Genomic DNA, 26,225 nt, shown 5'->3' on the forward strand with positions numbered 1-26,225 from the left:
AAGAGCGCGTCGTCACCAATAAACATACCAGGGACGACCAATGATAAGAAAAGCTCTCTTCCTTTCATCCTTCGCGCTGCTCGCAGGCTGCGCGTCCATCAAACCCGCCGAGATGCGCTTGCCCGCGGGGCTTGCGGCCGACGCGGCGCCGATGACGATCAACGGCATCGGCGGCGGCCGCCACGGGCGCTTCACCGTCGGCGACTATCGCGGCGGCTTCGAACGCTCCGAGGAACGGCTCGCGATTTTCGACGCCTTTGTGAAGAATTACGGCCATGTCGCCTACACGATCGAAGGGCCCGAGATCAGCGACTATATCGACGCGCGCTGCCGGATGCGCGAGCGCGAGATCGACCTAGGGATCATCGAGTTCAAGCCGAAGAAAATGGCCTTCCGCTGCGAATTCCTTGCCGCCGGCCATCCCTTCCCGGCGCGCTTCGAACTGCAGGAGGTCAATCGCGGCCTCGGCGGGGCGCTGAGCCGCGAAGAGCGGCGCGGCGAGATCGCGCTCGGCGGCGAGATCGTTCAGATGCGCTCGGTCCACAAGATCGAGGGGTCGGGCCTCGCGGTCGCGAGCCCCATCGGTTATGTCTTCGAGCAGGACGGCCGCGCGGTCGGCGCGGTCGAACTCAACGGCAAGGCGCGCCTCTTCATCCCGCAAGGCACCGATCCGGGCCTTGCCCGCACGCTGACGATCGCCGGCGTTACGCTCGCGGTCTTCTGGGACCCCGCGAACAGCGCGCTCGACGACTGATCCGGCGCTCCGGATTGTCATTGGGCGGGCGGCGCGTTAGCGTTGCGTCGGCCGCCCATCGACCGACGGGGATGATATGACCGGCACCACGGCAACGCGGATGTGCGATATCAGGATCGACAGCGCGCTCAACGACGGCACGCGCGTCCAGCTACGCTGCATCACGCCCGCCGACGAACCGCGCATCCGCGCCGCGATCGCCGAACTTTCGGCGCAGTCGCGCTACCTTCGTTTCTTCACCCCGACCCCCGAATTGCCGAGTGCGGTCACCCGGCGTCTCGCGGCGGTCGACGGGCACGATCATATCGGCTGGGGCGCAATCTGCGTCGATTGCGACGATTGGCCGGCGATCGGCGCAGTCCATGCGGTGCGCCACGCCGATGGTGCGTGCGACGGCGAATTTTCGGTTGCGGTCGTCGATGCGTTTCACGGCAAGGGCGTCGCCCGGATGCTGACGGCTGCGCTATTGATCCAATGTCTTGCCGAGGACCTTGTTTCGCTCGACGTCCACATGCTTTCGGAAAATGATGCGGCGCGGCGCCTCGTCAAATCGCTCGGCGCGACATGGAAAAGCGAATCGGCAGGCGTCGCCGAATATCGGCTCGATGTCGCGAGCGGGCTGGCGTCGCTTCGCAGCGATCCTGGCGCGGGCGGGGTAGAGGATGTCTTTGCGGCACTCGCGGCCTTGTGACGATCGATAGCGATTGGTCCCTCCCGCCGCCGTGGGTCGCTGACGGCGGCGGGAAGGTGAGTCCAAAGGTTCGTTTCCGAATGCTCCCTGTCCTCGCCATCCTGAATAACGGTGACGTCATGACCGCACTGTGATCGCTGTCACAGACCGACATTTCGTTCATTGCGCCCACGACAAAGGGCGCCGCGACAATGTCCCGGCGCCCTTCACCCTGCCCTTTAGGGAAGGCAGCCCTATTGTGTGTCGCCAACGCCGCTTTCGGACGGGGCGATTTCGCCATTGTCGTCCATGGCATTGGCCTTTTCTTCGCCCATTTCCTCGACGCGATCGGCTTTCTCTTCCATCGCTTCCTTGGCCGGGCCTTCGGGCATTGCATCGGCCTGATCGTCGATGGCTTCGGCCTGGGCCTCCGCCTGATCTTCGACACGGTCGGCTTCGGGGCTTTGGCACGCACCGAGCGCGAGCGCCGATGCGGCCGTGAGAGTGATAGCAAACTTGCGCATTATGAGTGTCTCCCTTGCTTACTCCGGACCTAAACGCCGGGGGAGGCGGCTGGTTGCAAGAAAAGTGGTATGTCGCTTGGAACGCGCGTGTTTTTAATTGTGCATGTCCAAGATTCAAAAAAAGAGGGCGCCGAAGCGCCCTCTCTCGAACCCATTGTTCGCGAACTCAGTCAGAAGCGCTGCTGGCGCTCGTAAAGGTCGCGATAATGCTGAATTCGCGTCACGCGCAGGCCGGGCATGCCGCTGCGATCGATCGACCTCTGCCAACCTGCGAACTCCTCGAGGGTGAGGCCATAGCGTTCGCACGCCTCGTCGACCGTCAACAGCCCGCCATTCACGGCAGCGACGACTTCGGCCTTGCGGCGCACAACCCATCGCGTCGTGTTCGGCGGCGGCAGCGAATCCAGCGTGAGCGGTTCGCCGAGCGGACCAATGACCTGGGCGGGCCGGATCTTTTGATTCTCAATCATGTTCATTCCATCGTTTCGACGTCGGGGGGATCGGTGTGACCGACGTCGTTGTCGGTAATCCAAAGGGGCTCAACATCGCCTGAAACCCTCTGGTAAACAGGCCGTTCATAGTTTCGGGAATGCGCTTTTCTTCGTCCGGCAGTTCGAGAAAGCGGACGAGCCGAGCAAGGTCCTTCGCGCCGCGTCCGGTAGCTGCGCAATCGGTGCGCCGACAGAATATGTGGGTTAGTGCGCGGGTTCGTTCTCGACGTGCCGTATGCATCGCCTGCACCTTCAGCAATTGCACCGTCGGCAAAGACGCCTGCCGCGCGTTCGACACGGCTAGCAGAATGTCGAAGCCCGGCTCCGGCACGCTGATGCCATCTTCGAGGCGGGGAAATTTCGAGGGACTCGCGTTCATTCCGTCGGTCTAGGGCAAAGCGCCTAAGGTCCCGTAAATGCCCGTTTCATGCGTTGTTAGCGTTGCTTAACCGCCGTCAACATTTTGACACCAGTCGCGGAAAAGCTGGCATTTCGATGCGCCAATCCCTAGATGCCGCGGGCCATGGCGACATTGCTTTCCCCTGCCGGCCTTGCCGGCGCCGACTTTCAACTGGCTGAACCCTTGAAGGATCGGCGAGTCGTCGTTGCAATGTCGGGCGGCGTCGATTCGAGCGTCGTGGCGGCGCTCGCCGCGCGATCGGGCGCGGAAGTGATCGGCGTGACGCTGCAGTTATACGACCACGGCGCCAAAGCGAAGCGCGTCGGGGCCTGCTGCGCCGGGCAGGATATCCGCGATGCGCGTGCGGTCGCCGACCGATTGGGCTTCGTCCATCATGTATACGATCACGAAAGCCGGTTTCGCGACACGGTGATCGACCAGTTCGCCGACGAATATCTCGCCGGACGCACGCCGATCCCTTGCGTGCGTTGCAACATGGGCGTGAAATTCACCGATCTGTTCCAGCTGGCCCGCGAGCTTGGCGCCGATTGCCTCGCGACCGGTCATTATGTCCGGCGCGTGATGGGGCCAGAGGGTGCCGAACTCCACCGTGCCATCGATCCGGCGCGCGACCAGAGCTATTTCCTGTTCGCGACCACGCAGGAACAACTCGATTTCCTGCGCTTTCCCTTGGGCGGCCTCGAAAAATCGGTGGTTCGCGAAATTGCCCGCGACCTGGGTTTAGGCGTCGCGGCCAAGCCCGACAGTCAGGACATCTGCTTCGTTCCCGATGGCGACTATGCTTCGCTCGTCCGCAAGCTCCGCCCCGATGCCGACGATCAGGGCGAAATCGTCCACGTCGACGGAACGCCGCTGGGCACGCACAAGGGGCTGATCCACTATACGGTTGGCCAGCGCCGCGGCATCGAGGTCGGCGGGCAGGCCGAGCCGCTCTATGTGGTACGGCTCGACGCCGCGACCAAGCAGGTCGTCGTCGGCCCGCGGCGCGCGCTTGCGGTTTCGGGCGCGCGAATCGTCGAGGCCAACTGGCTTGCGCGTGTCGAGGGGCGGCCGCTGCTTGCCAAGGTACGGAGCATGGCCAAGCCCGTTCCCGCACGCGTCGAAGGCGACCGGCTGCTCTTTGCGGCGCCCGAATATGGCGTGGCTCCGGGACAGGCGGCCGTATTCTATGCCGCCGACAATGAAACGCGTGTGCTCGGCGGCGGTTGGATCGACGCGACCTTCTCTGCAGAATAGATTGTTTTTTTCCCGGCGTTGGCGCAGCCTTTCCGCCGAGGGAGAAATGCCATGGTTCATTGGGTTTTGCGCGGCGCCGTTCTGCTATGGGCGCTGTTCTTTGCCATTGTCGGCGTGCAGGGGGTGCTAAGCCCCGCGTCCTACACCGATACCTTTTCGATCATTGTCGACGGGTTTGCAGCGAATACGATCCGTGCCGACCTGTCGGCCTTTTTTCTGGTTTCGGCGGGGAGTGCAGCGATCGGCGCATTGATCCCGGGATGGACGCGGGCGCTGCTTGTTCCCGCAGCGCTTTACGGAACGGCGTTGATCGGGCGCTTGCTGGGGGCAGGGATGGGGGACGCGATCAACAGCGGCATCGTGCAGGCGATGATTGTCGAGGCGCTGTCGGTGGCCTTGATGACCGCGAGTTGGTGGCTGCTCTCGCGGCCGGACGCGCCCGACGCGGTCGGAACCGAAGGCGCCGGAGCAGCGTGACAAGCCTTGTTATCCGTGAAGTAAGCAGGCTTGTTTTATTCCGGATTATATGAGCTAATACAAAAAAGAGGTCGCTTCGTTTCCTGTATTCATGGAGGAAGCTTATGGCAGCCGACGACAAGCGGAACAATAAGGACCGCCGCACCGAGGAAAGGCGTGTAACCGACGATCCCGACCAAAGCGACGCTGAACGTCGTAAGGCCGATCGGCGGTCGGGGAAGGATCGACGCTCGCCCTGATGCGCACGGCGTCGCGGCGGCCTTCAGAAGAGAGGATGAAGCGTGGCCGATGCACGCAATCCGCGCCTTTCGATCGATATTGTCTCCGATGTCATGTGCCCTTGGTGCATCATCGGCTGGCTGAAATTCGAACAGGTGATGGCGCATTTTTCGGGCCGGATCGATTTCCGGGTCCAGTGGCATCCGTTCGAACTCAATCCCGATATGCCGCCCGAAGGCGAGGATGCCGGGGAGCATGTGGTTCGGAAATATGGGATTAGTGCGGAACAAAGCCGGGCAAACAGCGCCCGTTTGGCTGCGATTGCCGCCGAACTGGGTTTCGTCTTTAACCGCAGTCCGGGCTTTCGCATGCGTAACAGCTTTGACGCCCACCGCCTGCTGACCTGGGCGGGCGCGCTCGAGGAGGCGGAGCAGGTGGAGGCGACGGGCGTCCAGACCGCGCTGAAACTGGCGCTGTTCCGCGCGCATTTCACCGACAATCGCGATGTCAGCGACCATGCGGTGCTCGCCGATGTCGCGGCGTCGGTCGGACTTGACCGCACACGCGCCGCCGCGATCCTGACCAGCGACGATTATGCCGAGATGGTCCGCGTCGAGGAAGCTTATTGGGCCGACCGGAATGTCACCGGCGTCCCGGCCTTCATCCTGGACGGACGGATGATGGTCCCGGGCGCGCAGGACCCCGAGGTCTTTATCCGCGTTATCGAGAATAGGGTGCTCGCGGCCGCCCGCTGAGGAACTGCCGCCAATCGCCATGCGTTCCATCGCCATTGTCCCGCTCGCAAATGGCGAGCCGCATGACGACGGAGCGATGGATGAGCAAGCAACCCGAAAATCAAAGGCCTTTGGCCCCCGAGGCCGTCAACCGCGAGCAGCAGGACGCCGACAGCCAGGCGCAAACGGTCGCCGATGAGGCACGCCGCGCGCGCCCGCTCGGCGACAGCGACAGGACGCCGGTTGACAAGCCCACCGACGATGCACAGGATCTGGTCGATCATATGCGGCAAATGACGCATTCGGGCCGCATCGACACCGATGCCTATCGCGGCGAGCGGAGCGACGGCGACGAGGAGGGCGAATTGGGGCCCGGCGGCGTTGACTGATGCCGTTGCGCGCCGCGCCGCTCCCTGACGCGCTGCGGTTCCCGGCGCGCATGTGCCACATTTCGTCGGCTTCCATGGACCCCAGAGCGACCTTCGCGCGTAGTCCCGGTGCGTCCCCGACCGCCGGGACGAATAGGAGGCACAAGATGACCGAGCACGACCATAGCGCGATCAAGGAACATATGACCGTCATCGGCGCCGACGGCGTCCATGTCGGCACCGTCGATCACCTCGACGGCGAACGCATCAAGCTGACCAAGGCCGACAGCGGCGACGGCAAGCATCATTATCTGCCCGCCGGTCTCGTCGCGGCGGTCGAAGGCGACACGGTGCGGCTGTCGGCGAATGCGGCGAACGCCGTCGACCTGTTCGAAGAGGCCGAATAACCGGCCCCTGACCCCCGGATAAACAGAGGGCCGCGCGGCGCAATCCGGCGCCCCGGCACTGAAACTGGCCCGTCCCCGACGCTCCCGGACGGGCCATTTTCTTTTGCGGTGCCCCCGGCGATGCAGTCGAGACGTTCGGCCTTTTTCAACGCGACGCCGTTAAGCAGGCGCGATGACCAGGGCGACGAACAGAAAAGGCGCGATGCTGGCGCGCACAATGGTGGCGCTGCTGCTGTTCGCGGCCGGATATGGAATCGCGAATCGCCATCAGCTGACGCACGACGTTGCCTATCGGCTCGCGGTCGGTGATTGGCGGAGCGCCGCGGCTGCCTTTTTCTTTCTGGCAGTGCAGGCGGCCGCGCTGTTCGCCGCGCTGTGGCTGATGCCGCGGCGATGGGCGGCGGCGGTACTGACGCTGGCGGGCGCGTCCATCCTGGTCAACATCGGTTATAGCGACCTGGTGCCCGAGCCCGTCGACGGAGCTATCCTGGCGTGGATGTTCGCCGAGGCGCGGCAGGCAGGCGCCGCGCTCGGCGCCTTTGGCGCACAGATCGCGGGGTCGGCGATGCAGGCGGCACTCGCCGTCGCGCTGTTCGCGGGAGCGAGGATCGCGATGCGGCGGACGAGCGCGCCGCGCTGGACGAGGCGGAACGCCCTTGCCGCCGCCGCGCTGCTCGTGGCGCCCAGCCTGATTTACCGCACGGCGCCGCTATGGCCCGAGGGGGCCGAGCGGAACATCTATGGCCTGGCATGGGATCTTGCGACCGCGCCGCCGCCGCCCGCGCGCGCCGCGCCGGATATTGCGCTCGATGCGGCACAGCCGCGGCCCGACCATATTATCTGGCTGGTCGACGAAAGCGTCGCGGCCGAACCATTCGCACGCCTGATTTCGCCGCAGCTTAAGGACGTTCGCCACATCGATTTCGGTGTTGCTGCAGCGATGGGGCATTGCAGCGCACCCGCGCAGGTCGCGCTGCGGTCGGGCGTCGATGTTCGCCGCGTCGATGCCGACACCGACCTGCGGCGCACGCCGTCGATCTGGGGCTATGCGCGCGGTGCGGGCTATCGCACCGCGTTGATCGACGGGCAGACGAGCGGCGCGCCGCAGAATCTGCTGCTCGCGCCCGAGCTGGCGCTGATCGAAGATAATCGCGCGATGGCGGCGGGGATCGACACCGATCGCGCGATTGCCGACGCGTTGAACCATCGGATGCGCGGGGAAGGGCGGAGCTTTACGCTCGCAGTGCTGCGCGGCGTACATTTCCAGTATCGCGATCATTATCCGGCGGGTGCGCTGCCCGCCGATGCGCCGCTGACCGAACAATATGCGACGGCGCTGCGCTGGTCGAAACGCGACTTCTTCGCGCGGCTGCTGGATGGCGTCGACCGGGAACGCGTGGCGATTGTCTATACGTCCGATCACGGGCAGAATCTGCGCGAGGGCGCGTTGCCGCATTGCAGCCGCGCGCCGGTTGCCGACGAGTTTCGCGTGCCGCTGATCGCCTTTTTGCCCGACGCGCTTGCCGCGCGCTACGCGGTCGCAGACCCGCGCGGCGGGCGGTCGGCGAGCCAGATCTTTCCCGCGACGCTCGGCTGGATGGGATATGACGCGAATGCAGCGGCGGCGCGCTATGACAATGACCTGACCATGCCGACGGCGCGCTATGTCCGGTTCGGCCGTTCGGTGATCCCCCAGGGCGACAGCGCAACGATCCGCGTCATCGCGAGCGATGCCTTTCCCGGAAGCGATACCGCCGCGCCATAGAAACGGAGCCGGGGATCGCTCCCCGGCTCCGTCCTTTGACCGTCATTTGCGACCCACAAATGAACGGCGTCGCATTGGCCGGGTCAACGGGGCTCGACCTCGGCGTCGGCCTCGGCGCTGGCGCTCGCGCCCACCGCTACGGGCGGAACCTTCGATACCAGCGCGCCGGCGCGGTCCGAGGCATTGCGATAGAGTTCCGACAGCGGAACATTATAGAGCTTGCCGCCATCGACGATCACCGCGGTGTCGCCCTGCACGCTCTGCAACGTGCCGATGCTGTTGCCGTTCATGTCGGTGATGGTCGCGCCGGCGCGCACATCTTCGCGCGCGGCAACGGTCAGCTTCGTCGCATCGATCGTGCCGTTCAGCGTCGTGTCGGCGCGGTCGACGACGTCGCCGACGGGCTTCGTCACCTCGCCCACTGTGTTGCCGATGTTGCCGGTGGTTGCGCCCACGGTCGCGTCGGCGGCGCCGCCGACGTTGAGCTGGGCCAAGGCCGGGGCAGCGAACAGCGCCGCGCCCGCGGCGAGCATGGTCATGCTGGGTTTCATAATTATCTCCTGTCGGTTGGCCCGCCAGGGGCCTTGCCGGTCGGAAACCGACAGGAGACGCTGTTGTTGCACTGCACGCGGCGAAATGTCGCTGCGTTGCGACGGGGCGTGCCCGCCGCGCCGGTCAGTGCGGTTTTGGCTTGGCAATCAAGCGGTTGAGCGTCGCAATACGGCGGCGCGCCGCGGTCCAGTCGCGCTCGGGATGCGCCTGGATCCGGTCGAGGAGGACGCGAACCTCCTTGCGGCGGTCGCCTTCGGTAACGGCCTGCATGGTCTGTCTCCTTTCGCGGTCACCATAGCATGAGAGCCCGCGCGGGCCAAAATGACGCCGCGACGAACCGCGCGGAAGCGGCGCCGATCCGCTGCGCGTCATCCCTGCGCGGTCAGCCCTTGCGTTCCTCCGCCGCGCGATGCTCCTGCTCGCGCCGGATGCGCGTCGCCTCTTCGGTCAGTTCCTTTTCGGCGCGCGAGCGGCGGTTGTGCAGCATCGCCCAGGCGATCACCGCGGCGAGCAAGATCGGCCCGACGATAGTGAGAATGCCCCATTCCATGATCTGTCCTTTCATTGCTTGTCACCCGATCAACGGGCGGCGCGGCGAAAAGCTGCACGGGTGGCGCCGCGCGCCGCGGCTGCTAAAGGGGGGCGATGAAGCATCGGGACCGTCCCATCATGGTGATCGCGCGGCTGAAGGCGAAGCCGCTGATCGTCTGGCAACTCGCGTGCGCGGGCGCGCTCGCGGCGCTGATCGCGCGGCAGGCGGAGGGGTATAGCGCGCTGTCGATCGTCGGGAACATATTGTTCGGAAACCTGGTCGTCACCGCCGCCATCGTCGCGGCGGCGTGGGGCCTCAACCATTTCCACCGCATGTGGCGCCAGCGCGGCAGCTATGTCTTTCACGACGGCGCGCGGCTCTATCGCGGCAGCGACGCGTCGTGGCCGCTCGCGTCGATCCGCGACGCGGTGGTCGAGCGGAGCGACATCGGCATCGCCTCGCTGCGCCTCGTCATCGACGACGACAGCGAGGTGACGCGCGCGCTGGTCCCGCTCTACCTGCTCGACGACGCGCCCGAGGCGGTGCGCGGCGCGGTGCTGTTCGCGGCGTCGGGGGTGCGGGGATTCCCGACGGGATCGGTGATGAACTGAGGCGTCGGGCAACCGCGGGCTCCGGCACCCCGTGATAGGCGGCGGGATCATGCCCGTGTGCGTCGCGCGCGTTGGCGGTTTCGGGGGCGGGCGAAGGGGCCGCGTTTCCCGTGAGGACGATGATAAATTCCGGGCTGGTGCAACGGTGTCTCACACAAAGACACAAAGAGGGCGGCGCTCTCCTCCTTCGTCATGCCGGACTTGATCCGGCATCTATGGTGGCGTCGTCGAGGCAGGATCGGGGGTCAAGTAAACTGTCACCGTGATCCCAAGGACACGAAGGCACGAAGGGCGGCAGACTCCCCCTCGTTCGTCACCCCGGACCCTTCGGCAGGCTCAGGACAGGCTTGATCCGGGGCCCATGCGGCGCCGGTGGAATGGATGCCGGATCAAGTCCGGCATGACGAATTGGGGGAAGCGGCGGGACGACGAAGTGGGGCAAGGGCGTCACCCATCCAGCGGCGGCAACCCCGGTTCCTCGGCCAGGTCGCGCCAGTCGGGGTGCGACGCCGCGATCAGCTCGACCTTCCACTTGCGCTGCCGGTTCTTGAGCTGCTTTTCGCGCGCGGTGGCATGCTCCATCGTCCCGGCGAGTTCGAACCAGACGAGCATCTTGACGCCATATCGTTTGGTGAAGCCGTCGAATGTTCCTTCGCGATGCTGGACGATCCGCTGGATCAGGTGCGAGGTGACGCCGGTGTAAAGCGTCCCGTTCCGCGCGCTCGCCATGATATAGGTGCATGGCTGGAAGTCGCGGTGCATGGGGTGGAGGCCTGGGCGGCGATGGACCCCGGATCAAGGCAAACGAGCCACGGGCCTCGTTCGCGGGTGACGAGTCCAAGCCAAACCGGATGCTTCCCCGCGCTTTGTCATGCCGGATTGGATCCGGTATCCATGCAGCGTGGCGGGGCAGTAGAATTCCGCGTATCTAAGGTGTCACTGCAGGTCCCGTGGCCTTATCAAAGAGCTGATAGGAAATATGCCTTAAATTTTTCAAATATCGTATTACTAAAAATTCCGATCGCAATCGTCGATAAAACACCCGCGGCAGCAAGAGCCGTCTTTACGAACATCGATTTTCGTACAGATGATCTATTGTTGTGACGATCCTTGTCTCCGGTAGTCACAAGAAGAAACGTCAAAGGCTTAAGATTTGCTGCATTTCTAAAAAATAGAACAATTAGGTTAAAAGACATGGCCTCAATTAGCCTACCAAAGGCCAAGGAAAAAATCCCGATTGCTATGGCGACAGGTAAATTTTCTACTCTTGATGCTGCTATCGCGCCTATGCTGATTGTAAGAAAAGATAGCGATATAGGTATAAAACTTTGAATTACCGACTCGTTCTTTTGCAAAAATTTGTAGAATGAATTCGGTTTTCTTGTCGGGAGTGAATCGATCCAACCGTCAATGGTAGATTGAATGCTGTGAGATACCGAAAAATCAGAGTATTCTATGCTAACATTAACATTTTTTCCAAAAAAAATGCCTCTCATAAAGGCGGGATAGTCTAAATTTGGATCCTCAGGAAAATCTTGATCAAATCGTATGTTTACTTTGAATCTCTGGGCTACTTCTTTTGCCTCTTCTACTTCGGCCGGAAGAATTATCAGAAAATCAAGTTCATAGTTAATTCTCGCCGTGCAGCTTCTAGTTGAACCGTCAAACAGGCAAAATTTTTCAAATGAACTATGATCTACCGAAGTATCATCTTTTAGTTCATGTGTTATTTGGCAACGAGAAGATTTGACGTTAAATTGCCTCAAAATTTGAGAAAGTCGTTCGTGGAGATTTTTAATATCTCCGAAATTTATATCATATGCGTCAGTATATACCTTCTGCCTAATCTCGACTTTTCGGGTCATTTTGTGGTAAATGGCTTGATAGGCGCCAAAAGGAATGTCGTCGCCACTGATGACAAGTTGTGAGCCAGGCTGACTCAGCGCCGGTCTGCTATCTCGGATTTCCATCTACAACCGCCCCTAAATTCGCGGGAACGTTATTTTCCCGTCGTTGCTCTGTATCAGCTCTTATTCTAATCGCGCTGAAATTGTCTGAGTTTGGATCACATCAAACCGAAAACCCGCCCGCGTTCCGCCGGTTCGAGTTCGCCGCCAGCACCTTCTTGCCCTGCGGGGTCAGTGTCCATTTGGCGCCCTGCTGCGCCACCAGTCCCAGCGTGACGAGTTCGTCGCGGATGGGGTCGGTGGGGAGTTGGGGGCGGCGGTTGGCGAGGCCCTCCAGCGTCGCGCGTTGCGGCTGGCTGAGGTGAAGGAGCTTCAGTTTTTTCTTTTCGGTCATTTTGGTCTTTGGTTTTCTTTTTGTTGGTCGCTGTGGGGCGTGAGCCCCCACCCCGCTTCGCTAAGCCAGCAAGCTGGCAAGCTTCGCTGCCCAGTTTCAGGTAAACAGTCCCCCGGACTGTTTAGGTCATGCCGGGGGCATGACCGACCTGAAACTCCTGAAGGGGAGGGGTTTTGAGGTGTTTTACTCCGCGGCGATGCCCGCCTGTTTGAACATGTCGTCGCCGTCGTCGCCTTCGGGGGCGGCTTCGTCGTTGGCTTTCGCTTTCTTGCGGCTGTCGAAGCTGGTCCACACGGTGTTCCAGTCGCCGCGCGTCGCGGCCTTGCTGTATTCGGTCGCGCGGGTTTCGAAGAAGTTGGCGTGCTCGACGCCGTTGAGCAGCGGGGCGAGCCATGGCAGCGGGTGTTCGTCGATCATGTAGATCGGCTGGAAGCCGAGCTGGCCGAGGCGCCAGTCGGCGATGTAGCGGATGTAGCGCTTGATCTCCTTGGGCGTCATGCCGGGGACGGGGCCCTGTTCGAACGCGAGGTCGATGAACGCATCCTCGAGCCGCACCGTTTTCTGGCAGCAGTCGATGATGTCTTCCTTCACCGCCTTGGTCAGGCAGTCGCGTTCCTTGACGAAAGCGTGGAACAGGCGCGTGATGCCCTCGCAGTGCAGGCTTTCGTCGCGCACCGACCAGCTGACGATCTGGCCCATGCCCTTCATCTTGTTGAAGCGCGGGAAGTTCATCAGCATCGCGAAGCTCGCGAAAAGCTGGAGGCCCTCGGTAAAGCCGCCGAACATCGCGAGCGTGCGCGCGATATCCTCGTCGCTGTCGACGCCGAAGGTGCCGAGATAGTCGTGCTTCGCGCGCATCTCGTCATATTCGAGGAACATGCCATATTCGCTTTCGGGCATGCCGATGGTGTCGAGCAAATGGCTGTAGGCGGCGATGTGGACCGTTTCCATGTTGCTGAACGCGGTCAGCATCATCTTGATCTCGGTCGGCTTGAACACGCGGCCATATTTGTCGTGATAGCAATCCTGCACCTCGACATCGGCCTGGGTGAAGAAGCGGAAGATCTGCGTGAGCAGATTGCGTTCATGGTCGCTGATCTTCTGCGCCCAGTCGCGGCAATCCTCGCCCAGCGGCACTTCCTCGGGCATCCAGTGGATCTGCTGCTGGCGCTTCCAGAAATCATAGGCCCAAGGATATTCGAAGGGCTTGTAGGTTTTGCGGGCTTCTAGAAGGGGCATCTCATCGGTCTCCGGACTGGCGTATCTTTACTCCTCTCCCACCGGGAGAGGAAGGGGCCCAAGGCGTTAGCCTTGGGAAGGTGAGGGTGTTCGTCGGTTGGCTGCGGACGGCGATGGGTCGCCGTCACCCTTCCGCGACTGCGTCGCTCCTTCCCTCTCCCGGAGGGAAAGGGAGATTTGTTCCATGACGCCCCGTGTGTTCTTTAGGACGTCGTCGTTCCAGAAGCGGAGGACGGTGAGGCCTTGCTGCCGGAGAAATATGGTGCGGCGGGCGTCGTAGGATGCCGCCTCCGCATGCTGGCCGCCATCGATCTCGATCACCAGCTTGGCGGCGAAGCTGAAAAAGTCGGCGAAATAGGGGCCGATCGGAACCTGCCGCCGCCATTTAAGAGCAGGGAAGGTTTCGCGCAGCGCGCGCCACATCCGCTTTTCGGCGTCGGTGGCGTCTTTGCGCAGAGTGCGGGCGCGCGCGACGGTGCCGGAGGGTTGATTGCGATAGGTTCGCATGGGGGTCGTCACCCTCACCCTTCCGGCGCTGCGCGCCTCCCTCCCTCTCCCGGTGGGAGAGGGATTCATCACTGGCAATATGGGACGGTCGCTGCGTAAACACACTGCCGAAGGCATTGATTTTTCTTCATTTTCTTCGAAATTTCAACAGCGATTTGAGACAAATCGTAAACTTTTATCATGTCACCCCCCGTACCAACGTCCGTTCGGACTGCTACCTTTGCATTGTCGTTTATGCTATCCGAAATGACGTGGCGTTGCTATGCGGAAACGATCAGCTGAGCAAAAAAATCGTCTCCCTCTGCACTAGATGTTGCGGATTCCGGCGATTGCACATGCCATATATCGGTTTTCGGCGAACTGACGTTGAAGTCTCGAGAGTTGAGGTGGAGATGGCGGTAACTGCCGAAACTGCGCCCGAAAAATTTATTGGGCGTATCGGCGAGTTGCAAAGCGCTACTGCACTTTGCAACTCGCCGATGCGCAACGCCGTAGGCGCTTGAAGCCGTGCACAGATCGAGCCAAGGTAGGCGTAAGCTAGCTCGCTGTGACGGTTGGCCCTAGATAAGCTCGAAGCGCTGCAGGACGTGGGGCGTAGCGACCCGCGCATCGTTTCGCCGCAGCAACCTTGTTCTTTGATTTTCGTCCGGCTTTATTGCTGTCTGCATTGCGCCTGGAGTCAGACGTTACGCTCCAGATCAAGTCCAGCTGAAAGCCGCCGTAGAGATGCCGGTAACCGGCCGGCGATCTAGCGAATGCTTCCGATCGCTTTGGCCGGGATATCCGCGGGCTTTAAGCCTGCATCCGCGCCAGGTAGGCCACCTTCCGCACGAACTGAGCTTGGAATCCCAAGGCGCAGCAGAGCTTCCGCAATTCTCTTGAGGGTTGTGTACGGAGCGCAGCTCCCGCCGTAAGCTAGCTTAAAGCACTCCCAGTTCTCAATCAGCGCTTGCATTAGTGCGTCTTCACGGCCGGGAGGTATGGTCTGCAACGCAATCACGCAATCCGACAGGACAGCCTCGCCATCGGGGAAAAGAACTATCTTTTCCCGAGAGGGACGCCCGACCCGAGGTACTAATACCGCCGGCCCTTGAACTTTCCGTCGAACTGGTGATGCCTTCCGACTAAGCTTTCCCAGCTTGCCATTTCGCATATCGGTGGTGTGAATATAGCTGGGCCCCGATTTTGTAGCGACGTAATCGTGCACCGACAGGCACCCGCGGGACATCTCTACCGAATAGGAACGCAGATCCATGCGTGCGCTCGCAGCGGAGTCTCCAGGTGGCCGCGAAGATTCTCCCGTCATCGCTCTTGACCCTGTAGTAGCTACAGAGTGTAGATAGCCTTCCGACTCGAACATTATCGAGAGGGATCCAATGTCCGATGGCCGTCCAGCAACGCAGCCAAAAGCAGACGCCACTGGCGCAGGCGTTGGCGTGCGAAAGGCGATTGCGACGGAACTGGCACTTTATCGTCGCGCCCGGGAGGCTTGCGACATCGGTGCCGCCTGGCACCATCTGGAACGCGCCCATATCCTTTCCCAGCCACTGATGTGGTTTCACCTGTCGTCGCATGTCGAGATGCTGAAATTCGCTATCTCTCGTGGAGATATTCGTGAGACCTTCGGGCAGTTGTTCCGGATCGGCCTCGTCCCTTTCGGCGCGCTCATGGGTCGCCTGCCCATAGGAAATACGGGCCGTGCGCGTGTGAGTGCCTTCGCTCCCATGCCTGTTCCAGAGGATCTGCAGCGATATATGCAGGCGGATGCGCCATGATCTCCAGCTTGCCTGTGTCTCGCCCGGCTGCTAACCGGCGGGTGATGCGAAATGGCCTCATCCAGTTTATGTTGCTCATTGCGGCGCTGTTGGCGGGCGTAGATATGCCTGCCATGGCCTTCGACAATGTGCCGGCGACGCTGGTGGAGGCGCACCATCAGACGTGTGTCGAGGTCTCGAATGACGGCGCGCCGGACGATAATTCCCCGACCGGCAGCGGCAGCGAGCTGCTCCATCATCATCACTGCCCGGCCGGCCTGATCGTGGAAGACTCCGCGCTGGCCGCCTCGGCTGTGCTCGCGCGCGACAGCCATTTGTCACGCGCCTCTGCGGCGCTCGCGTCGCGCGTGATCGCGCCACCAACACAGCCTCCAGCCGCCTGATCACTGCTTCGCGCAGGCTTTTGCCTGCGTCGTTTTGCGTTGATCAGGAGTATTTATGTCCAAATCATTTGGCACCCTGCTGTTCGCAGGGATGCTGGCCATGGCAGGTCAACCGGCATTCGCCGAGCCTGTCTCCCTGTCCGATGCGCTCGCGCGCGGGCAGGACGTCTCCCCTCGAATTGCCAAAGCCAAAGCCGAGCTGAAGGCCGCCGAAGGCCGCGCGCTGCAAGCAGGCGTGCGCCCCAACCCCACCGTGTCCGCCGAAGTCGAGAATTTCAGCGGAACCGGCCCCTATCGGACCTTCCGCCAGACCGAGACAACCGTCGCGGTGTCGCAACCGTTCGAACTCGGCGGCAAAAGAAGGGCCCGAAAGGAAGTTGCGGCCGCCGAACGCGAGTTTGCGCAGATCGCCCTGCGGAGGGCCGAAGCGGACCTCGCCTACGACATCATCGTGTCGCATGCCGAGCTCCGCGCCGCTGAAGACCGCGCCGTTTTGGCGCGCAACGTCCTGACACGAGCGGTCGAACTGGCGCGAATCGCCGAGACGCTGGTGGACGTGGGCCGCGATCCGCCGCTGACCAAGCTGCGCGCTGACGCCTTGCTCGCCGAGGCGAGAGCGGAAAGCCTACGGGCCGATGCTCAATTGCTCTCGGCGCGGCAGGAGCTTGCGCTGCTGATCGGGAGCGACGATCCCGACTTGTCGGCGGTCGCGCAGAACCTTCCGGTACCGCCGGCGCTTCCGGCTGACGTACAGAGCCTCGACGAACGGCTTGCGTCGGCGGAGCGCGATGCGGCTTCGGCGCGCGTGCGCCTGGCTCAGGCGGAGGGCGTTCCCGACATCACGGCGTCGGGGGGTGTGCGGAATTTCCGCGAAAGCAAGGACACCGCCTTCATCGTCGGCGTCTCGATCCCGCTGCCAGTGTTCAACCGCAATCGTGGCAACATCTACGCAGCGCGCGCCAATGGCGAAGCGGCCGAAGCACAGCTCGCGCAGACGCGCCTTGATACGCGTCTCTCGCGACGCGATGCGGAGTTGATGCTCTCTGCCGCCACCGAACGGGTGTTGGCCTTGTCGGGAGCAGGCCTGTTCCAGGCGAACGAGGCCGCGCGCGTCGCCGAGATTGGCTACCAGCAAGGCAAGTTCACGCTCATCGAATTGATCGACGCCCAGGAGGCGCTGACCAGCGCCAACCTCAAACTCATCGAAGCCGAGCTCGATCGCGCCCGCGCCGTTGCGGCGCTGGGCCGCGCGAACGCGCAATAGGGGACTGAACATCATGCAATTTTTCGAGAACAAGAATCGCCTCATGGCCGCCGTCGCGGTCGGGGCGCTCGTGCTGGGCGGCGGCGGGATATTGATCGGACGATCGATGTCCGCGCCCGAGGCGGCCGCACCTCCAGCGGCACCCGCCGAAGAAGAAGAAGGTCATGTCGAGGGCCAGATCCTGATGGACGAGGCGCGCGCCAAGGGCGCGGGCATCGTCACCGAGACGATCCAGGCTGGTGGGCTCGGATCTGAGATATTGGCGCAGGGCGTCGTGGCATCGACGCCCGAGGGCGAGGCCGTGCTGACGGCGCGCGCCGATGGCGCGATCACCCGCATCAACAGGCGGCTTGGTGATTATGTTCAAGTGGGTGACACTGTGGCGGTGATGGAAAGCCGCGACGCAGCAGCGATCGCGTCGGAACGCAGTTCGGCAACGGCTCGGCTGGCGCTCGCGCGCTCGACATACGCGCGCGAGAAGAAGCTATTCGATGCGCGTATCACGGCAAAACAGGATCTCGAGGCCGCCGCGGCGGCGCTCGCCGAGGCCGAGGCAGAAGCGCGGCGGTCGCAATCGGCTGCGTCGGCTGCAAAAGTCTCCGGCGATGGCCGCACTCTGGCGGTGACCAGCCTGATCTCGGGGCGGATTACCAAATCGGATGCCAAGCTCGGTTCCTATGTGCTCGCCGGCACCGAATTGTTCCGCGTCTCCGACCCCCGTCGTATCCAAATTAACGCCTCGGTGCTCGCCGCCGATGCACGCCGGATCAATCCCGGAGATACGGCGGTGATCGAATTGCTCGGAGGAGAAACCGCGAATGCGACCGTTCGTTCGGCAACCCCGAGCCTCGATCCCGAGAGCAAGACCGCGACAATCGTTCTGATACCCGAAGGCATCGGTGGCCTGACGCCCGGTCAAGGTCTGCGGGCGCGGATCAAACCGCGCGGTGCAGCCGGTTCGACGCTGATCGCCTTGCCCGAAGAGGCGGTGCAAACCGTCGAGGGACGCGAAGTGGTGTTCGTCAAGACCGCAAAGGGCTTCCAAGCGACCACCGTAGTTACAGGCAAGCGTGGCGGCGGCCGTATCGAGATCGTCGATGGCGTGAAACCGGGCGCGGTGATCGCGACCAAGGGCGCTTTCCTGCTCAAGGCCGAAATCGGCAAGGGCGAGGCGGAGCATTGAGATGATCGAAAAACTCCTCGATGCGTCGATACGCTTTCGCTGGGGCGTGGTTCTCCTCACCCTCATCATTTCCGCTTACGGCCTGACGCAGCTCCTCAAGCTGCCGATCGACGCCGTTCCCGACATCACCAACAAGCAAGTCCAGATCAATACCGTCGAGCCCAATCTCGGTCCGCTCGATATGGAACGATTGGTCACTTTCCCCGTCGAAACCGCGATGGCGGGGATCCCGGGCCTCGAAAGCTCGCGCTCGATTTCGCGCAACGGGTTCAGCCAGGTCACGGTAATCTTCGAAGATCACACCGACCTCTATTTCGCGCGCCAACAAGTCGCCGAACGCCTAAACCAGGCAAAGGGAACCTTGCCCGACGGGGCCGAGCCGCAAATGGGCCCGGTGTCGACGGGACTTGGCGAAGTGCTGATGTACACTGTCGATTTCGATCGCAGCGCGAAGGCCAAGCCGGCGGTCCCCGGAAAGCCCGGGCTTCAGCCCGATGGCTCCTATATAACGCCAACCGGCGAGATTTTGACCGACGACGTGGCCAAGCTCGGCTATCTGCGGACCGTGCAGGACTGGGTGATCCGCCCGCAACTGCGATCGGTATCCGGCGTGGCCGGCATCGATTCGATTGGCGGCTATGAAAAGCAATTCGTCGTCCAGCCCGACGCGACCAAATTGGCAAGCTACGGCATCAGCTTCTCGGAACTCGCCGAAGCGCTCGAACGAGCGAATATCTCCGTCGGGGCGAATTTTGTCGAACGCGGCGGCGAGGCGTTTCTCGTGCGCGCCGACGGCCGCATCCGCACGCTCGACGAGATCGGTCGCGCGACCGTGGCGAGCCGCGGCGGCGTTCCGGTCATGGTGCGTGACGTCGCGACTGTTCAGATCGGCGGGGAACTGCGCACCGGGTCCGCCTCGGAAAATGGCAAGGAACTTGTCGTCGGCACCGTCTTGATGCTCGCGAACGGCAATAGCCGGATCGTTGCCTCGGCCGCAGCCGAACGTCTCAAGGAGGTTGCCAAATCAATGCCCGCGGGCATCGTCGTCAAGCCGGTGCTCGACCGTTCACAGCTTGTCGACGCCACCATCGGCACAGTGGAGAAGAATCTCGCCGAAGGCGCGTTGCTCGTGGCAGCCGTCCTGTTCTGGTTGCTCGGAAACTTCCGTGCCGCGATCATCGCGACACTGGTCATCCCCATCTCGTTCCTCATCATGGGAACAGGGATGAACATCACCGGCACGTCGGGGAATCTGATGAGCCTAGGTGCGCTCGATTTCGGGCTTATCGTCGACGGCTCGATCATCATCATCGAAAACTGCCTGAGGCGCCTTGCCGAAAGACAGCATCACGAAGGCAGGCTGCTCTCGCTGAGTGAAAGGTTGCACGAGGTGTTCGAAGCCTCGCGCGAAATGGTGAAGCCGACGATCTACGGGCAGGCAATCATCTTCCTCGTGTTCGTGCCGTTGCTCACCTTCACGGGTGTTGAGGGCAAGACCTTCTCGCCTATGGCAATCACGGTTCTGCTGGCACTGGCCGGTGCTTTCATTGCATCGCTGACCTTCGTCCCCGCGATGGTGGCATTGCTTCTTCGCGGCAAGGTGGCCGAGAAGGAAGTGCGCGCGATCGCGTGGGTGAAGACCCGCTACGAGCCCGTGCTCAAGCGCGTGATCGCGCGGCCTTGGCCTTGGATCGGTGCCGGTGGTGGTACCTTCGCCGCTGCTATCCTGGTGTTCGGCATGCTCGGCAGCGAGTTCATCCCGGTGCTGGGCGAGGGCAATCTCGCGATGCAGGCGCTCCGAATCCCGTCGACATCGTTGAACAAATCTCAGGCGATGCAATTGCAGGTGGAAAGAGCCGTGTCCTCGCTTCCCGAGGTGGCCTTCATCTATTCGAAAACCGGTACGGCGGAGGTCGCCAGCGATCCGATGCCGCCAAACGCATCGGATACCTTCATCATCCTGAAGCCGCGCGATGCTTGGCCCGAAGGGGTGAAGACCAAGGATGATGTGATCGAACGCGTCGAGAAGAAGCTCGAACCGCTCGTGGGCAACGCCTTTGAAATAAGCCAGCCGATCCAGCTTCGCTTCAACGAGCTGATCGCCGGCGTGCGCGGCGACATCGCGATCAAGCTCTATGGGGACGATCTCGATGAAATGGGCCGCGCGGCGCAGCAGGTGGCAGCGATCCTGAACACAGTCCCGGGCGCCGCCGACGTCAAGGTTGAACAGACGGCAGGTTTCCCCGTGCTTGACGTCCAGTTCGATCGCGATGCCATCGCCCGTTACGGTCTGACGTTGCAGGATGTCAGCGATACGGTCGCTGCGGCGCTCGGTGGGCGCGAGGCCGGGATCGTATTCGAAGGCGACCGGCGATACGACATCGTCGTCCGTCTCGACCGCGCGACGCGCGACGATCTCGACGCGGTAGGAGCGCTTCCTGTGCTTCTTCCCGGTGAGGGCGGCGCGCGGGCATCGGTGCCACTCAGCGAACTGGCCAAGTTCGGCTTCTCCGAAGGCTTGAACCAGGTCAGCCGTGAAAACGGCAAGCGACGTGTCGTGGTGCAAGCCAATGTCCGCGGCAACGATCTCGGATCCTTCGTCGCCGAAGCACAGGAGAAGGTGAATGCGCAGGTCAAACTTCCCACTGGAAGCTTCATTGAGTGGGGCGGGCAGTTTGAAAATCTGCAAGCCGCCTCGGCAAGGCTGTCGATCGTCATCCCGATCATCTTTGCTGCCATCTTCGGCATCCTGTTCATGGCATTAGGCGGCGTGCGGCAGGCGATTGCGGTTTATTCCGCAATCCCTCTCGCGCTGGCCGGCGGTGTCTTTTCGCTGTTGCTGACCGGGCTGCCCTTCTCGGTATCGGCGGCGGTCGGCTTCATCGTGCTCTCGGGTGTGACGGTGCTCAATGGGCTCGTCGTGATGTCGAGCATCAACCAGCGCATCGACGAAGGAAAACCGGTCGATGTCGCGATCGGGGAAGGCGTCATGGAACGCGTCCGCGCAGTGCTGATGACGGGCATTGTGCCCGCGATCGGCTTCGTTCCGATGGCGCTCGCCACCGGCACCGGCGCCGAAGTCCAGAAGCCGCTCGCCATCGTGGTGATCGGCGGGTTGATCACCTCGACGCTGCTGACCTTGTTCGTCCTCCCTGCGATCAGCCATCTGCTGCTTCGCGGACGGCATAACAAGCATGTCGCGGGCGACTATACCGACGTGACGGCTCTTGGCGAACGGGTGTTCCTGCCCGGCGACGACACGGGCGGCAAACCGGCATGAGCGAGCATAAGGCTCCTCATGTCACGCTGGACGAAACCGATGGCGGCTCGCCGCCGCCATCGGATTGTTCGGGAGGAAGAGTGATGAAGACCTCCATATTGCTGGTCGGGCTTTTGCTTGCGGCCTGCTCATCCGGGAAGCCGAGCGCCAACGCGGACAGCGCCGTACACGGCGATATGCAGCATGCGGCTGCAGCCTCGTCGACGCCGGCGGCCAAGGCATTCGAGACGGCCGCGGACAAGATGCACAGGGATATGGCGGTCGTTCTCACAGGCGATGCCGATACCGACTTCATGCGTTCGATGATCCCGCATCATGAGGGCGCCGTGGCAATGGCCAAGGTCGCGCTCGAACATGGCAAGGATCCCGAAGTCCGCGAGATTGCCAGATCCGTGGTCGCAGCGCAGGAGAAGGAAATCACCATCATGCGAGATTGGCTGGCTCGGCGCGAGAAGGTGGTGCCGCAAAGCCCGCCCAAGACGAACTGACATGGCCGGGGCTACCCATCGTGCCGCCGCCGGGGGCGGTGCCGATGACCCGGAAGAACGCCGGACGCTATGGATCGTTCTCCTGCTTAATGCAGCGATCGCCGGTGGATTCTTTGTCAGCGGCTTTTTCGCAGACTCCAGCGCGCTGGTAGCGAACGGGGTCGATAATAGCGCCGATGTCGCTGTTTACGCGATCAGCCTCGCGGCGCTCGGTCGCGGCGACCAGTGGAAGACGCGGGCGGCAAAGGCGTCGGGCGCGATGCTCCTGCTGTTTGCCGTCGCAATCCTTGTTGACGTCGCCCGCCGCTATCTCCAGGGGAGCGAACCCATCGGCGCGACGATGATGATCATGTCCGCCATTGCCGCGGTCGTGAATTATATCTGCCTGCGCTTGCTGCAACGGTTGGAGAAACCCGACGTAAACCTCCGCGCAGCGACGACGTTCAGTTTCAACGACTTCGTGTCGAACGGCGGCATTCTTGTCGCAGGTGCACTCGTCTTGTGGCTCGGCAGCAACTGGCCCGATCTGCTCGTTGGCCTCGCGACCGCAGGGATCGCGATCAAGGGCGGCATCGAAATCCTGCGCGACGCGCGCAGCGAGGAAAAAACCGCAACAGGCGGGCCGACCTAGATGGAAAGTTCGGCGATATCGGCAGTAACGCAGCAAAGGCGATGGGATCGATTGTGTCTGCATTCCCGGTTCCTTTCCGCTCTGGCACCGATGCATCTGCCGAAAAGCGTCACGATATCCGGAGTTGACCGGCACGTTGCCCGTTTTCACCGCGGCGCAGGTCCACGGCCTGCGTCGCGGACCATCTTGCCGGGGCGAGGAGCTCGCCGATGTTCTCGGTAGGAACCTCGCTCCGTATGGAGATTCCGATCGGGCGAGTCTGGCGCTTGCTCGTCGATATCGAGCGCTACGCCGACTGGCACCCGACGCTGCGCTTCACCGATCGCCCGGGGGACGAGGAGCGAGTGAACTATATCTATTCGCCGCGCGGCACACGCGGGCCCGAGCTGGCTGCCGAGGGAAGGATTACTGGGCTCGACTGGCTCAAAAGCTTCTCCTGGCAAACGGGGATCCCCGGTATCCTCGTCATCGAGGAAAGTCACCGCCTCGAGAAATTGGGACAAGGCGTCGAAGTGACGCATCGGCTCGTCTGCCGTGGCTTCTTCTCCTGGCTCGGATACCCTTTTTTGCTGCGCGCTTGCCGCGTCTTCCTGACTCGCTCGAACAACGCGCTGGAACAGCATTTCCGTCGCTCGACGGTACGATCCCGATACGCCCGGCCAAGCGGACGGCGCGCATGAAGGATGATCAGATCTTGGCCGCCAAGGGTCCCTGGCTTCTTGCCCCCGCCACCCGGGTCGAGGGCTACTGGCGGTCAAGGAGGTGCGGGAGCGGGTCGCGCGCCAAGGCTCCCGCACCTCATCCTGTCGAGAGGGCCGTGTGTCGCGCCGAATCTCTCGACCTTGGCAAAAGAAAAGGACGGCATCATGAGTGACCAGTTGCGGCTCGATATTCCGCTTCTCCTCCCCGAAGTCGCCGATACCGCTGACCGCTGCGTCGCGCGTCTCATGAGCGAACTCGAAGGACGCGACGGCGTCGACAAGGTTCATGTCGTCCGCTCCAGCGATGGCTCGCCGCCGCAGCTGTGCATTCATTATCGGCCGGATATTCTGCCGCTCGAACGGGTGCGGCAGCTGGCGCGCAGCGCCGGCGCCGAGCTCACCGGCCAGTATCAACATCTCTTCTGGGACGATCTCGAAGGCGTCGGCCACGCCAGGCGTGCCCGCACGATCGGCCTGCGACTTCGCGGAATACCGGGCGTGATCGAAGCCGAAGTCGGTGTAGCGGGAACGCTGCGCGCCGAGTTCCAGCGTTCCGAAACCTCCATCGAAACGATCAGAAAGATACTCTCGGATATTGGTGTCACCCAGAAATCGGTCGCCGTCGCGTCGAATGTTCCGGCAGAAGCCGCGCATGAACACGGCGAGGACGGGCACGATCATGGGCCGGGGCACGCGCATGGGCCTGACCACAAACATGGTCACAAAGGCGAGGATGGCCACGACCATGGTCATGATCATGGCGGCATCTTCGGCGAACGGACCGAGTTGATCTTCGCGCTGCTTTGCGGTCTCGTCCTCGGCATCGGCTTCGCGATTGAAAAGCTTGCCGCGGTGCCGGAATGGGTGCCGATCGCATTCTATATCGCAGCCTATGGTTTCGGCGGCTGGTTTACCGTCCGCGAGGCGATCGAAAATCTGAAGCTCAAGCGCTTTGAGATCGACACGCTGATGCTCGTCGCCGCAGCGGGCGCGGCGGCGCTCGGCGCGTGGGCAGAGGGCGCGTTGCTCCTCTTCCTTTTCAGCCTCGGTCACGCGCTCGAACATTATGCCATGGGCCGTGCCAAGCGCGCGATCGAGGCGCTCGCCGAACTGGCGCCGCAGACAGCAGTCGTGAAAGCCGCGGACGGCAGCAGCCGCGAGGTCTCGGTCGAGCTTTTGCAGATCGGCGACACGGTCGTGGTCAAGCCCAATGAGCGGCTGCCCGCCGACGGTTTCGTCGTCGTCGGGCGCTCGGCGGTCAATCAGGCCCCGGTGACTGGCGAGAGCGTCCCGGTCGACAAGGAGCCCGTGCCCGATCGCGCGGCCGCCGCCGCGAAGCCTGATGCGCTCGACGCGAAATATCGCGTCTTCGCGGGCACGATCAACGGCCAGGGTGCGATCGAGATCGCGGTAACCCGCCTTGCGGCCGACACCACGCTCGCCAAGGTCGTTAAAATGGTGAGCGGGGCGGAAACCCAGAAGTCGCCGACCCAGCGCTTCACCGATCGCTTCGAACGGATCTTTGTGCCGAGCGTCCTCGCGCTGGTCTTCGTCCTGCTCTTCGCCTGGGTGGTCGTCGATGAGCCCTTCCGCGATAGCTTCTACCGCGCCATGGCCGTGCTCGTCGCGGCGAGCCCCTGCGCGCTCGCAATCGCGACGCCGAGCGCCGTGCTTTCGGGCGTCGCGCGCGCTGCGCGCGGAGGAGTGCTCGTGAAGGGCGGCGGTCCATTGGAGAATCTGGGATCGCTGACTGCGCTCGCGTTCGACAAGACCGGCACACTGACCGAGGGCAAGCCGCGTATCACCGACGTCATTCCAGCCACAGGCGTTCCCAAGGAGGAATTGTTGCGGATCGCTGTGGCGGTTGAGCGGCTCAGCGACCATCCGCTCGCTGCGGCCATCGCCCGCGATGGCGAGGAGATGCTGACCTCGACGCCCGTTCCGACCGCCGACGATCTCAACAGCCTGACCGGGCGCGGGGTCACCGCGAAGGTCGAAGGCGAGACTGTCCTGATCGGAAAGGCGGAAATGTTCGGCACCGACGGGGTTGCCCCAATCGGCGCGGAGGTCGCCGCGGCGATCTCCGGGCTTCGCGACCAGGGACGAACGACCATGGTGGTCCGTATGGGCGATCGCGACCTCGGGGCAATCGGCCTGATGGACACGCCGCGCGAGTCTGCGCGAACTGCGATTGCGAAACTTCGCGATCTTGGCATCCGCCGGATGATCATGATCTCGGGCGATCACCAGAAGGTAGCCGAATCGATCGCAGCCGAAGTGGGGATCGGCGAGGCCTGGGGCGATCTGATGCCTGACCAGAAGGTCGACGCCATTCGCGACCTCAAGGCCCAGCAGCCCGTCGCGATGGTCGGTGACGGCGTCAATGACGCGCCGGCCATGGCGACCGCTACCGTAGGCATTGCGATGGGAGCGGCGGGTTCCGATGTGGCGCTCGAGACTGCCGACGTCGCGCTCATGGCCGATGATCTTGCCCATCTGCCGTTCGCGATCGGCCTCAGCCGCCAGACGCGGCGGATCATTCGCCAGAATCTGGTCGTCAGCCTCGGTGTGGTCGTGGTCCTCGTGCCGGCGACGATTTTCGGGCTGGGGATCGGCCCTGCGGTCGCCGCGCACGAAGGCTCAACCCTTGTCGTCGTCGCCAACGCGCTTCGTTTGCTGGCTTACCGTGACCGTGGCGCCGTTTGAGCGAGT

At 62.7% G+C, this 26,225-nt stretch carries 29 protein-coding genes; 18 read left to right on the top strand and 11 right to left on the bottom strand.

Going from position 1 to position 26,225, the window contains the following annotated elements:
* Positions 1-40 precede the first annotated feature (40 nt).
* A complete protein-coding gene (locus H7692_RS13550) occupies positions 41-754 on the top strand; it encodes a hypothetical protein (RefSeq protein WP_227340345.1) in 714 nt (237 codons plus the stop codon).
* Between the two features lie 76 nt (positions 755-830).
* Entirely contained in the window at positions 831-1,445 is a 615-nt protein-coding gene (locus H7692_RS13555; RefSeq protein WP_201927740.1) for a GNAT family N-acetyltransferase, read from the top strand.
* Between the two features lie 233 nt (positions 1,446-1,678).
* On the opposite strand, the gene H7692_RS13560 is transcribed toward H7692_RS13555, so the two are convergent.
* The 3 genes from H7692_RS13560 to H7692_RS13570 all read right to left on the bottom strand — a co-directional run bounded on the left by H7692_RS13560 (position 1,679) and on the right by H7692_RS13570 (position 2,818).
* Positions 1,679-1,948: a hypothetical protein gene (locus H7692_RS13560; RefSeq protein WP_222137152.1), complete on the bottom strand. Its 270-nt coding sequence runs from the start codon at positions 1,946-1,948 to the stop codon at positions 1,679-1,681.
* A gap of 170 nt (positions 1,949-2,118) precedes the next feature.
* The gene (locus H7692_RS13565) at positions 2,119-2,418 is read right to left on the bottom strand and encodes a DUF1153 domain-containing protein (protein WP_095387481.1); all 300 of its coding nucleotides are present in this window, start codon (positions 2,416-2,418) and stop codon (positions 2,119-2,121) included.
* On the bottom strand, positions 2,411-2,818 hold the full coding sequence (locus H7692_RS13570; protein ID WP_222137153.1) for a hypothetical protein: 408 nt from the start codon (positions 2,816-2,818) through the stop codon (positions 2,411-2,413). The genes H7692_RS13565 and H7692_RS13570 overlap by 8 nt, the downstream gene beginning before the upstream one ends.
* A gap of 144 nt (positions 2,819-2,962) precedes the next feature.
* On the opposite strand from H7692_RS13570, the gene mnmA reads away from it, so the two are divergent.
* The 6 genes from mnmA (at position 2,963) to H7692_RS13600 (ending at position 8,066) form a co-directional block, all read left to right on the top strand.
* Positions 2,963-4,096, top strand: coding sequence for a tRNA 2-thiouridine(34) synthase MnmA (gene mnmA, locus H7692_RS13575; protein WP_222137154.1), 1,134 nt, complete (start codon positions 2,963-2,965; stop codon positions 4,094-4,096).
* Between the two features lie 51 nt (positions 4,097-4,147).
* Positions 4,148-4,573 carry a hypothetical protein gene (locus H7692_RS13580; RefSeq protein WP_222137155.1) on the top strand — a complete coding sequence of 142 codons (426 nt, stop codon included), beginning with the start codon at positions 4,148-4,150 and terminating at the stop codon, positions 4,571-4,573.
* A gap of 281 nt (positions 4,574-4,854) precedes the next feature.
* Positions 4,855-5,547: a DsbA family oxidoreductase gene (locus H7692_RS13585; protein ID WP_222137156.1), complete on the top strand. Its 693-nt coding sequence runs from the start codon at positions 4,855-4,857 to the stop codon at positions 5,545-5,547.
* An 80-nt stretch (positions 5,548-5,627) separates the two neighbouring features.
* The gene (locus H7692_RS13590) at positions 5,628-5,915 is read left to right on the top strand and encodes a hypothetical protein (RefSeq protein WP_222137157.1); all 288 of its coding nucleotides are present in this window, start codon (positions 5,628-5,630) and stop codon (positions 5,913-5,915) included.
* Between the two features lie 146 nt (positions 5,916-6,061).
* Positions 6,062-6,301 (top strand): DUF2171 domain-containing protein, encoded by a 240-nt coding sequence (locus H7692_RS13595; RefSeq protein ID WP_201927731.1) that lies wholly within the window; start codon positions 6,062-6,064, stop codon positions 6,299-6,301.
* A 172-nt stretch (positions 6,302-6,473) separates the two neighbouring features.
* Positions 6,474-8,066 (top strand): sulfatase-like hydrolase/transferase, encoded by a 1,593-nt coding sequence (locus H7692_RS13600; protein ID WP_222137158.1) that lies wholly within the window; start codon positions 6,474-6,476, stop codon positions 8,064-8,066.
* 83 nt (positions 8,067-8,149) lie between these two features.
* Here the strand turns inward: H7692_RS13600 and H7692_RS13605 are convergent, their stop codons facing one another.
* The 3 genes from H7692_RS13605 to H7692_RS13615 all read right to left on the bottom strand — a co-directional run bounded on the left by H7692_RS13605 (position 8,150) and on the right by H7692_RS13615 (position 9,183).
* Positions 8,150-8,617: a hypothetical protein gene (locus tag H7692_RS13605; RefSeq protein WP_222137159.1), complete on the bottom strand. Its 468-nt coding sequence runs from the start codon at positions 8,615-8,617 to the stop codon at positions 8,150-8,152.
* Positions 8,618-8,741: 124 nt separating this feature from the next.
* Positions 8,742-8,888 (bottom strand): hypothetical protein, encoded by a 147-nt coding sequence (locus H7692_RS13610; RefSeq protein ID WP_201927724.1) that lies wholly within the window; start codon positions 8,886-8,888, stop codon positions 8,742-8,744.
* Between the two features lie 112 nt (positions 8,889-9,000).
* A complete protein-coding gene (locus H7692_RS13615) occupies positions 9,001-9,183 on the bottom strand; it encodes a hypothetical protein (RefSeq protein ID WP_227340346.1) in 183 nt (60 codons plus the stop codon).
* Positions 9,184-9,263: 80 nt separating this feature from the next.
* On the opposite strand from H7692_RS13615, the gene H7692_RS13620 reads away from it, so the two are divergent.
* A complete protein-coding gene (locus H7692_RS13620; protein WP_227340347.1) occupies positions 9,264-9,761 on the top strand; it encodes a hypothetical protein in 498 nt (165 codons plus the stop codon).
* Between the two features lie 447 nt (positions 9,762-10,208).
* Here the strand turns inward: H7692_RS13620 and H7692_RS13625 are convergent, their stop codons facing one another.
* From H7692_RS13625 to H7692_RS13645, 5 genes are all read right to left on the bottom strand, one after another.
* The gene (locus H7692_RS13625) at positions 10,209-10,523 is read right to left on the bottom strand and encodes a GIY-YIG nuclease family protein (RefSeq protein ID WP_227340348.1); all 315 of its coding nucleotides are present in this window, start codon (positions 10,521-10,523) and stop codon (positions 10,209-10,211) included.
* A 197-nt stretch (positions 10,524-10,720) separates the two neighbouring features.
* Positions 10,721-11,731 (bottom strand): hypothetical protein, encoded by a 1,011-nt coding sequence (locus H7692_RS13630; RefSeq protein ID WP_227340349.1) that lies wholly within the window; start codon positions 11,729-11,731, stop codon positions 10,721-10,723.
* Positions 11,732-11,831: 100 nt separating this feature from the next.
* Entirely contained in the window at positions 11,832-12,062 is a 231-nt protein-coding gene (locus H7692_RS13635) for a hypothetical protein (protein WP_227340350.1), read from the bottom strand.
* Positions 12,063-12,245: 183 nt separating this feature from the next.
* The gene (locus H7692_RS13640; protein ID WP_201927716.1) at positions 12,246-13,301 is read right to left on the bottom strand and encodes a ribonucleotide-diphosphate reductase subunit beta; all 1,056 of its coding nucleotides are present in this window, start codon (positions 13,299-13,301) and stop codon (positions 12,246-12,248) included.
* Positions 13,302-13,367: 66 nt separating this feature from the next.
* Positions 13,368-13,808 (bottom strand): endonuclease domain-containing protein, encoded by a 441-nt coding sequence (locus tag H7692_RS13645; protein WP_227340351.1) that lies wholly within the window; start codon positions 13,806-13,808, stop codon positions 13,368-13,370.
* Positions 13,809-15,184: 1,376 nt separating this feature from the next.
* Here H7692_RS13645 and H7692_RS13650 point away from each other — a divergent pair.
* The 9 genes from H7692_RS13650 (at position 15,185) to H7692_RS13690 (ending at position 26,219) form a co-directional block, all read left to right on the top strand.
* Positions 15,185-15,583 carry a DUF3703 domain-containing protein gene (locus tag H7692_RS13650; RefSeq protein ID WP_054586725.1) on the top strand — a complete coding sequence of 133 codons (399 nt, stop codon included), beginning with the start codon at positions 15,185-15,187 and terminating at the stop codon, positions 15,581-15,583.
* 44 nt (positions 15,584-15,627) lie between these two features.
* Positions 15,628-15,966 (top strand): hypothetical protein, encoded by a 339-nt coding sequence (locus H7692_RS13655; RefSeq protein ID WP_227340352.1) that lies wholly within the window; start codon positions 15,628-15,630, stop codon positions 15,964-15,966.
* 55 nt (positions 15,967-16,021) lie between these two features.
* Positions 16,022-17,230 carry a TolC family protein gene (locus tag H7692_RS13660; protein ID WP_084758124.1) on the top strand — a complete coding sequence of 403 codons (1,209 nt, stop codon included), beginning with the start codon at positions 16,022-16,024 and terminating at the stop codon, positions 17,228-17,230.
* Positions 17,231-17,243: 13 nt separating this feature from the next.
* Positions 17,244-18,413, top strand: coding sequence for an efflux RND transporter periplasmic adaptor subunit (locus tag H7692_RS13665; protein WP_149037573.1), 1,170 nt, complete (start codon positions 17,244-17,246; stop codon positions 18,411-18,413).
* Between the two features lies 1 nt (position 18,414).
* The gene (locus H7692_RS13670) at positions 18,415-21,693 is read left to right on the top strand and encodes an efflux RND transporter permease subunit (protein ID WP_054586728.1); all 3,279 of its coding nucleotides are present in this window, start codon (positions 18,415-18,417) and stop codon (positions 21,691-21,693) included.
* Positions 21,690-22,181 (top strand): DUF305 domain-containing protein, encoded by a 492-nt coding sequence (locus H7692_RS13675; RefSeq protein ID WP_227340353.1) that lies wholly within the window; start codon positions 21,690-21,692, stop codon positions 22,179-22,181. The genes H7692_RS13670 and H7692_RS13675 overlap by 4 nt, the downstream gene beginning before the upstream one ends.
* A 1-nt stretch (position 22,182) precedes the next feature.
* Positions 22,183-22,812, top strand: a complete 630-nt coding sequence (locus tag H7692_RS13680) for a cation transporter (RefSeq protein ID WP_054586730.1) — start codon at positions 22,183-22,185, stop codon at positions 22,810-22,812.
* 209 nt (positions 22,813-23,021) lie between these two features.
* Complete coding sequence (locus H7692_RS13685; RefSeq protein WP_227340354.1) at positions 23,022-23,492, top strand: SRPBCC family protein; 471 nt, start codon at positions 23,022-23,024, stop codon at positions 23,490-23,492.
* A 186-nt stretch (positions 23,493-23,678) separates the two neighbouring features.
* Positions 23,679-26,219: a heavy metal translocating P-type ATPase gene (locus tag H7692_RS13690; RefSeq protein ID WP_054590050.1), complete on the top strand. Its 2,541-nt coding sequence runs from the start codon at positions 23,679-23,681 to the stop codon at positions 26,217-26,219.
* Positions 26,220-26,225 lie beyond the last annotated feature (6 nt).

Origin of the sequence: Sphingopyxis sp. P8 (assembly GCF_020622175.1) — a bacterium.
GTDB classification, from domain to species: Bacteria; Pseudomonadota; Alphaproteobacteria; order Sphingomonadales; family Sphingomonadaceae; genus Sphingopyxis; species Sphingopyxis jiangsuensis.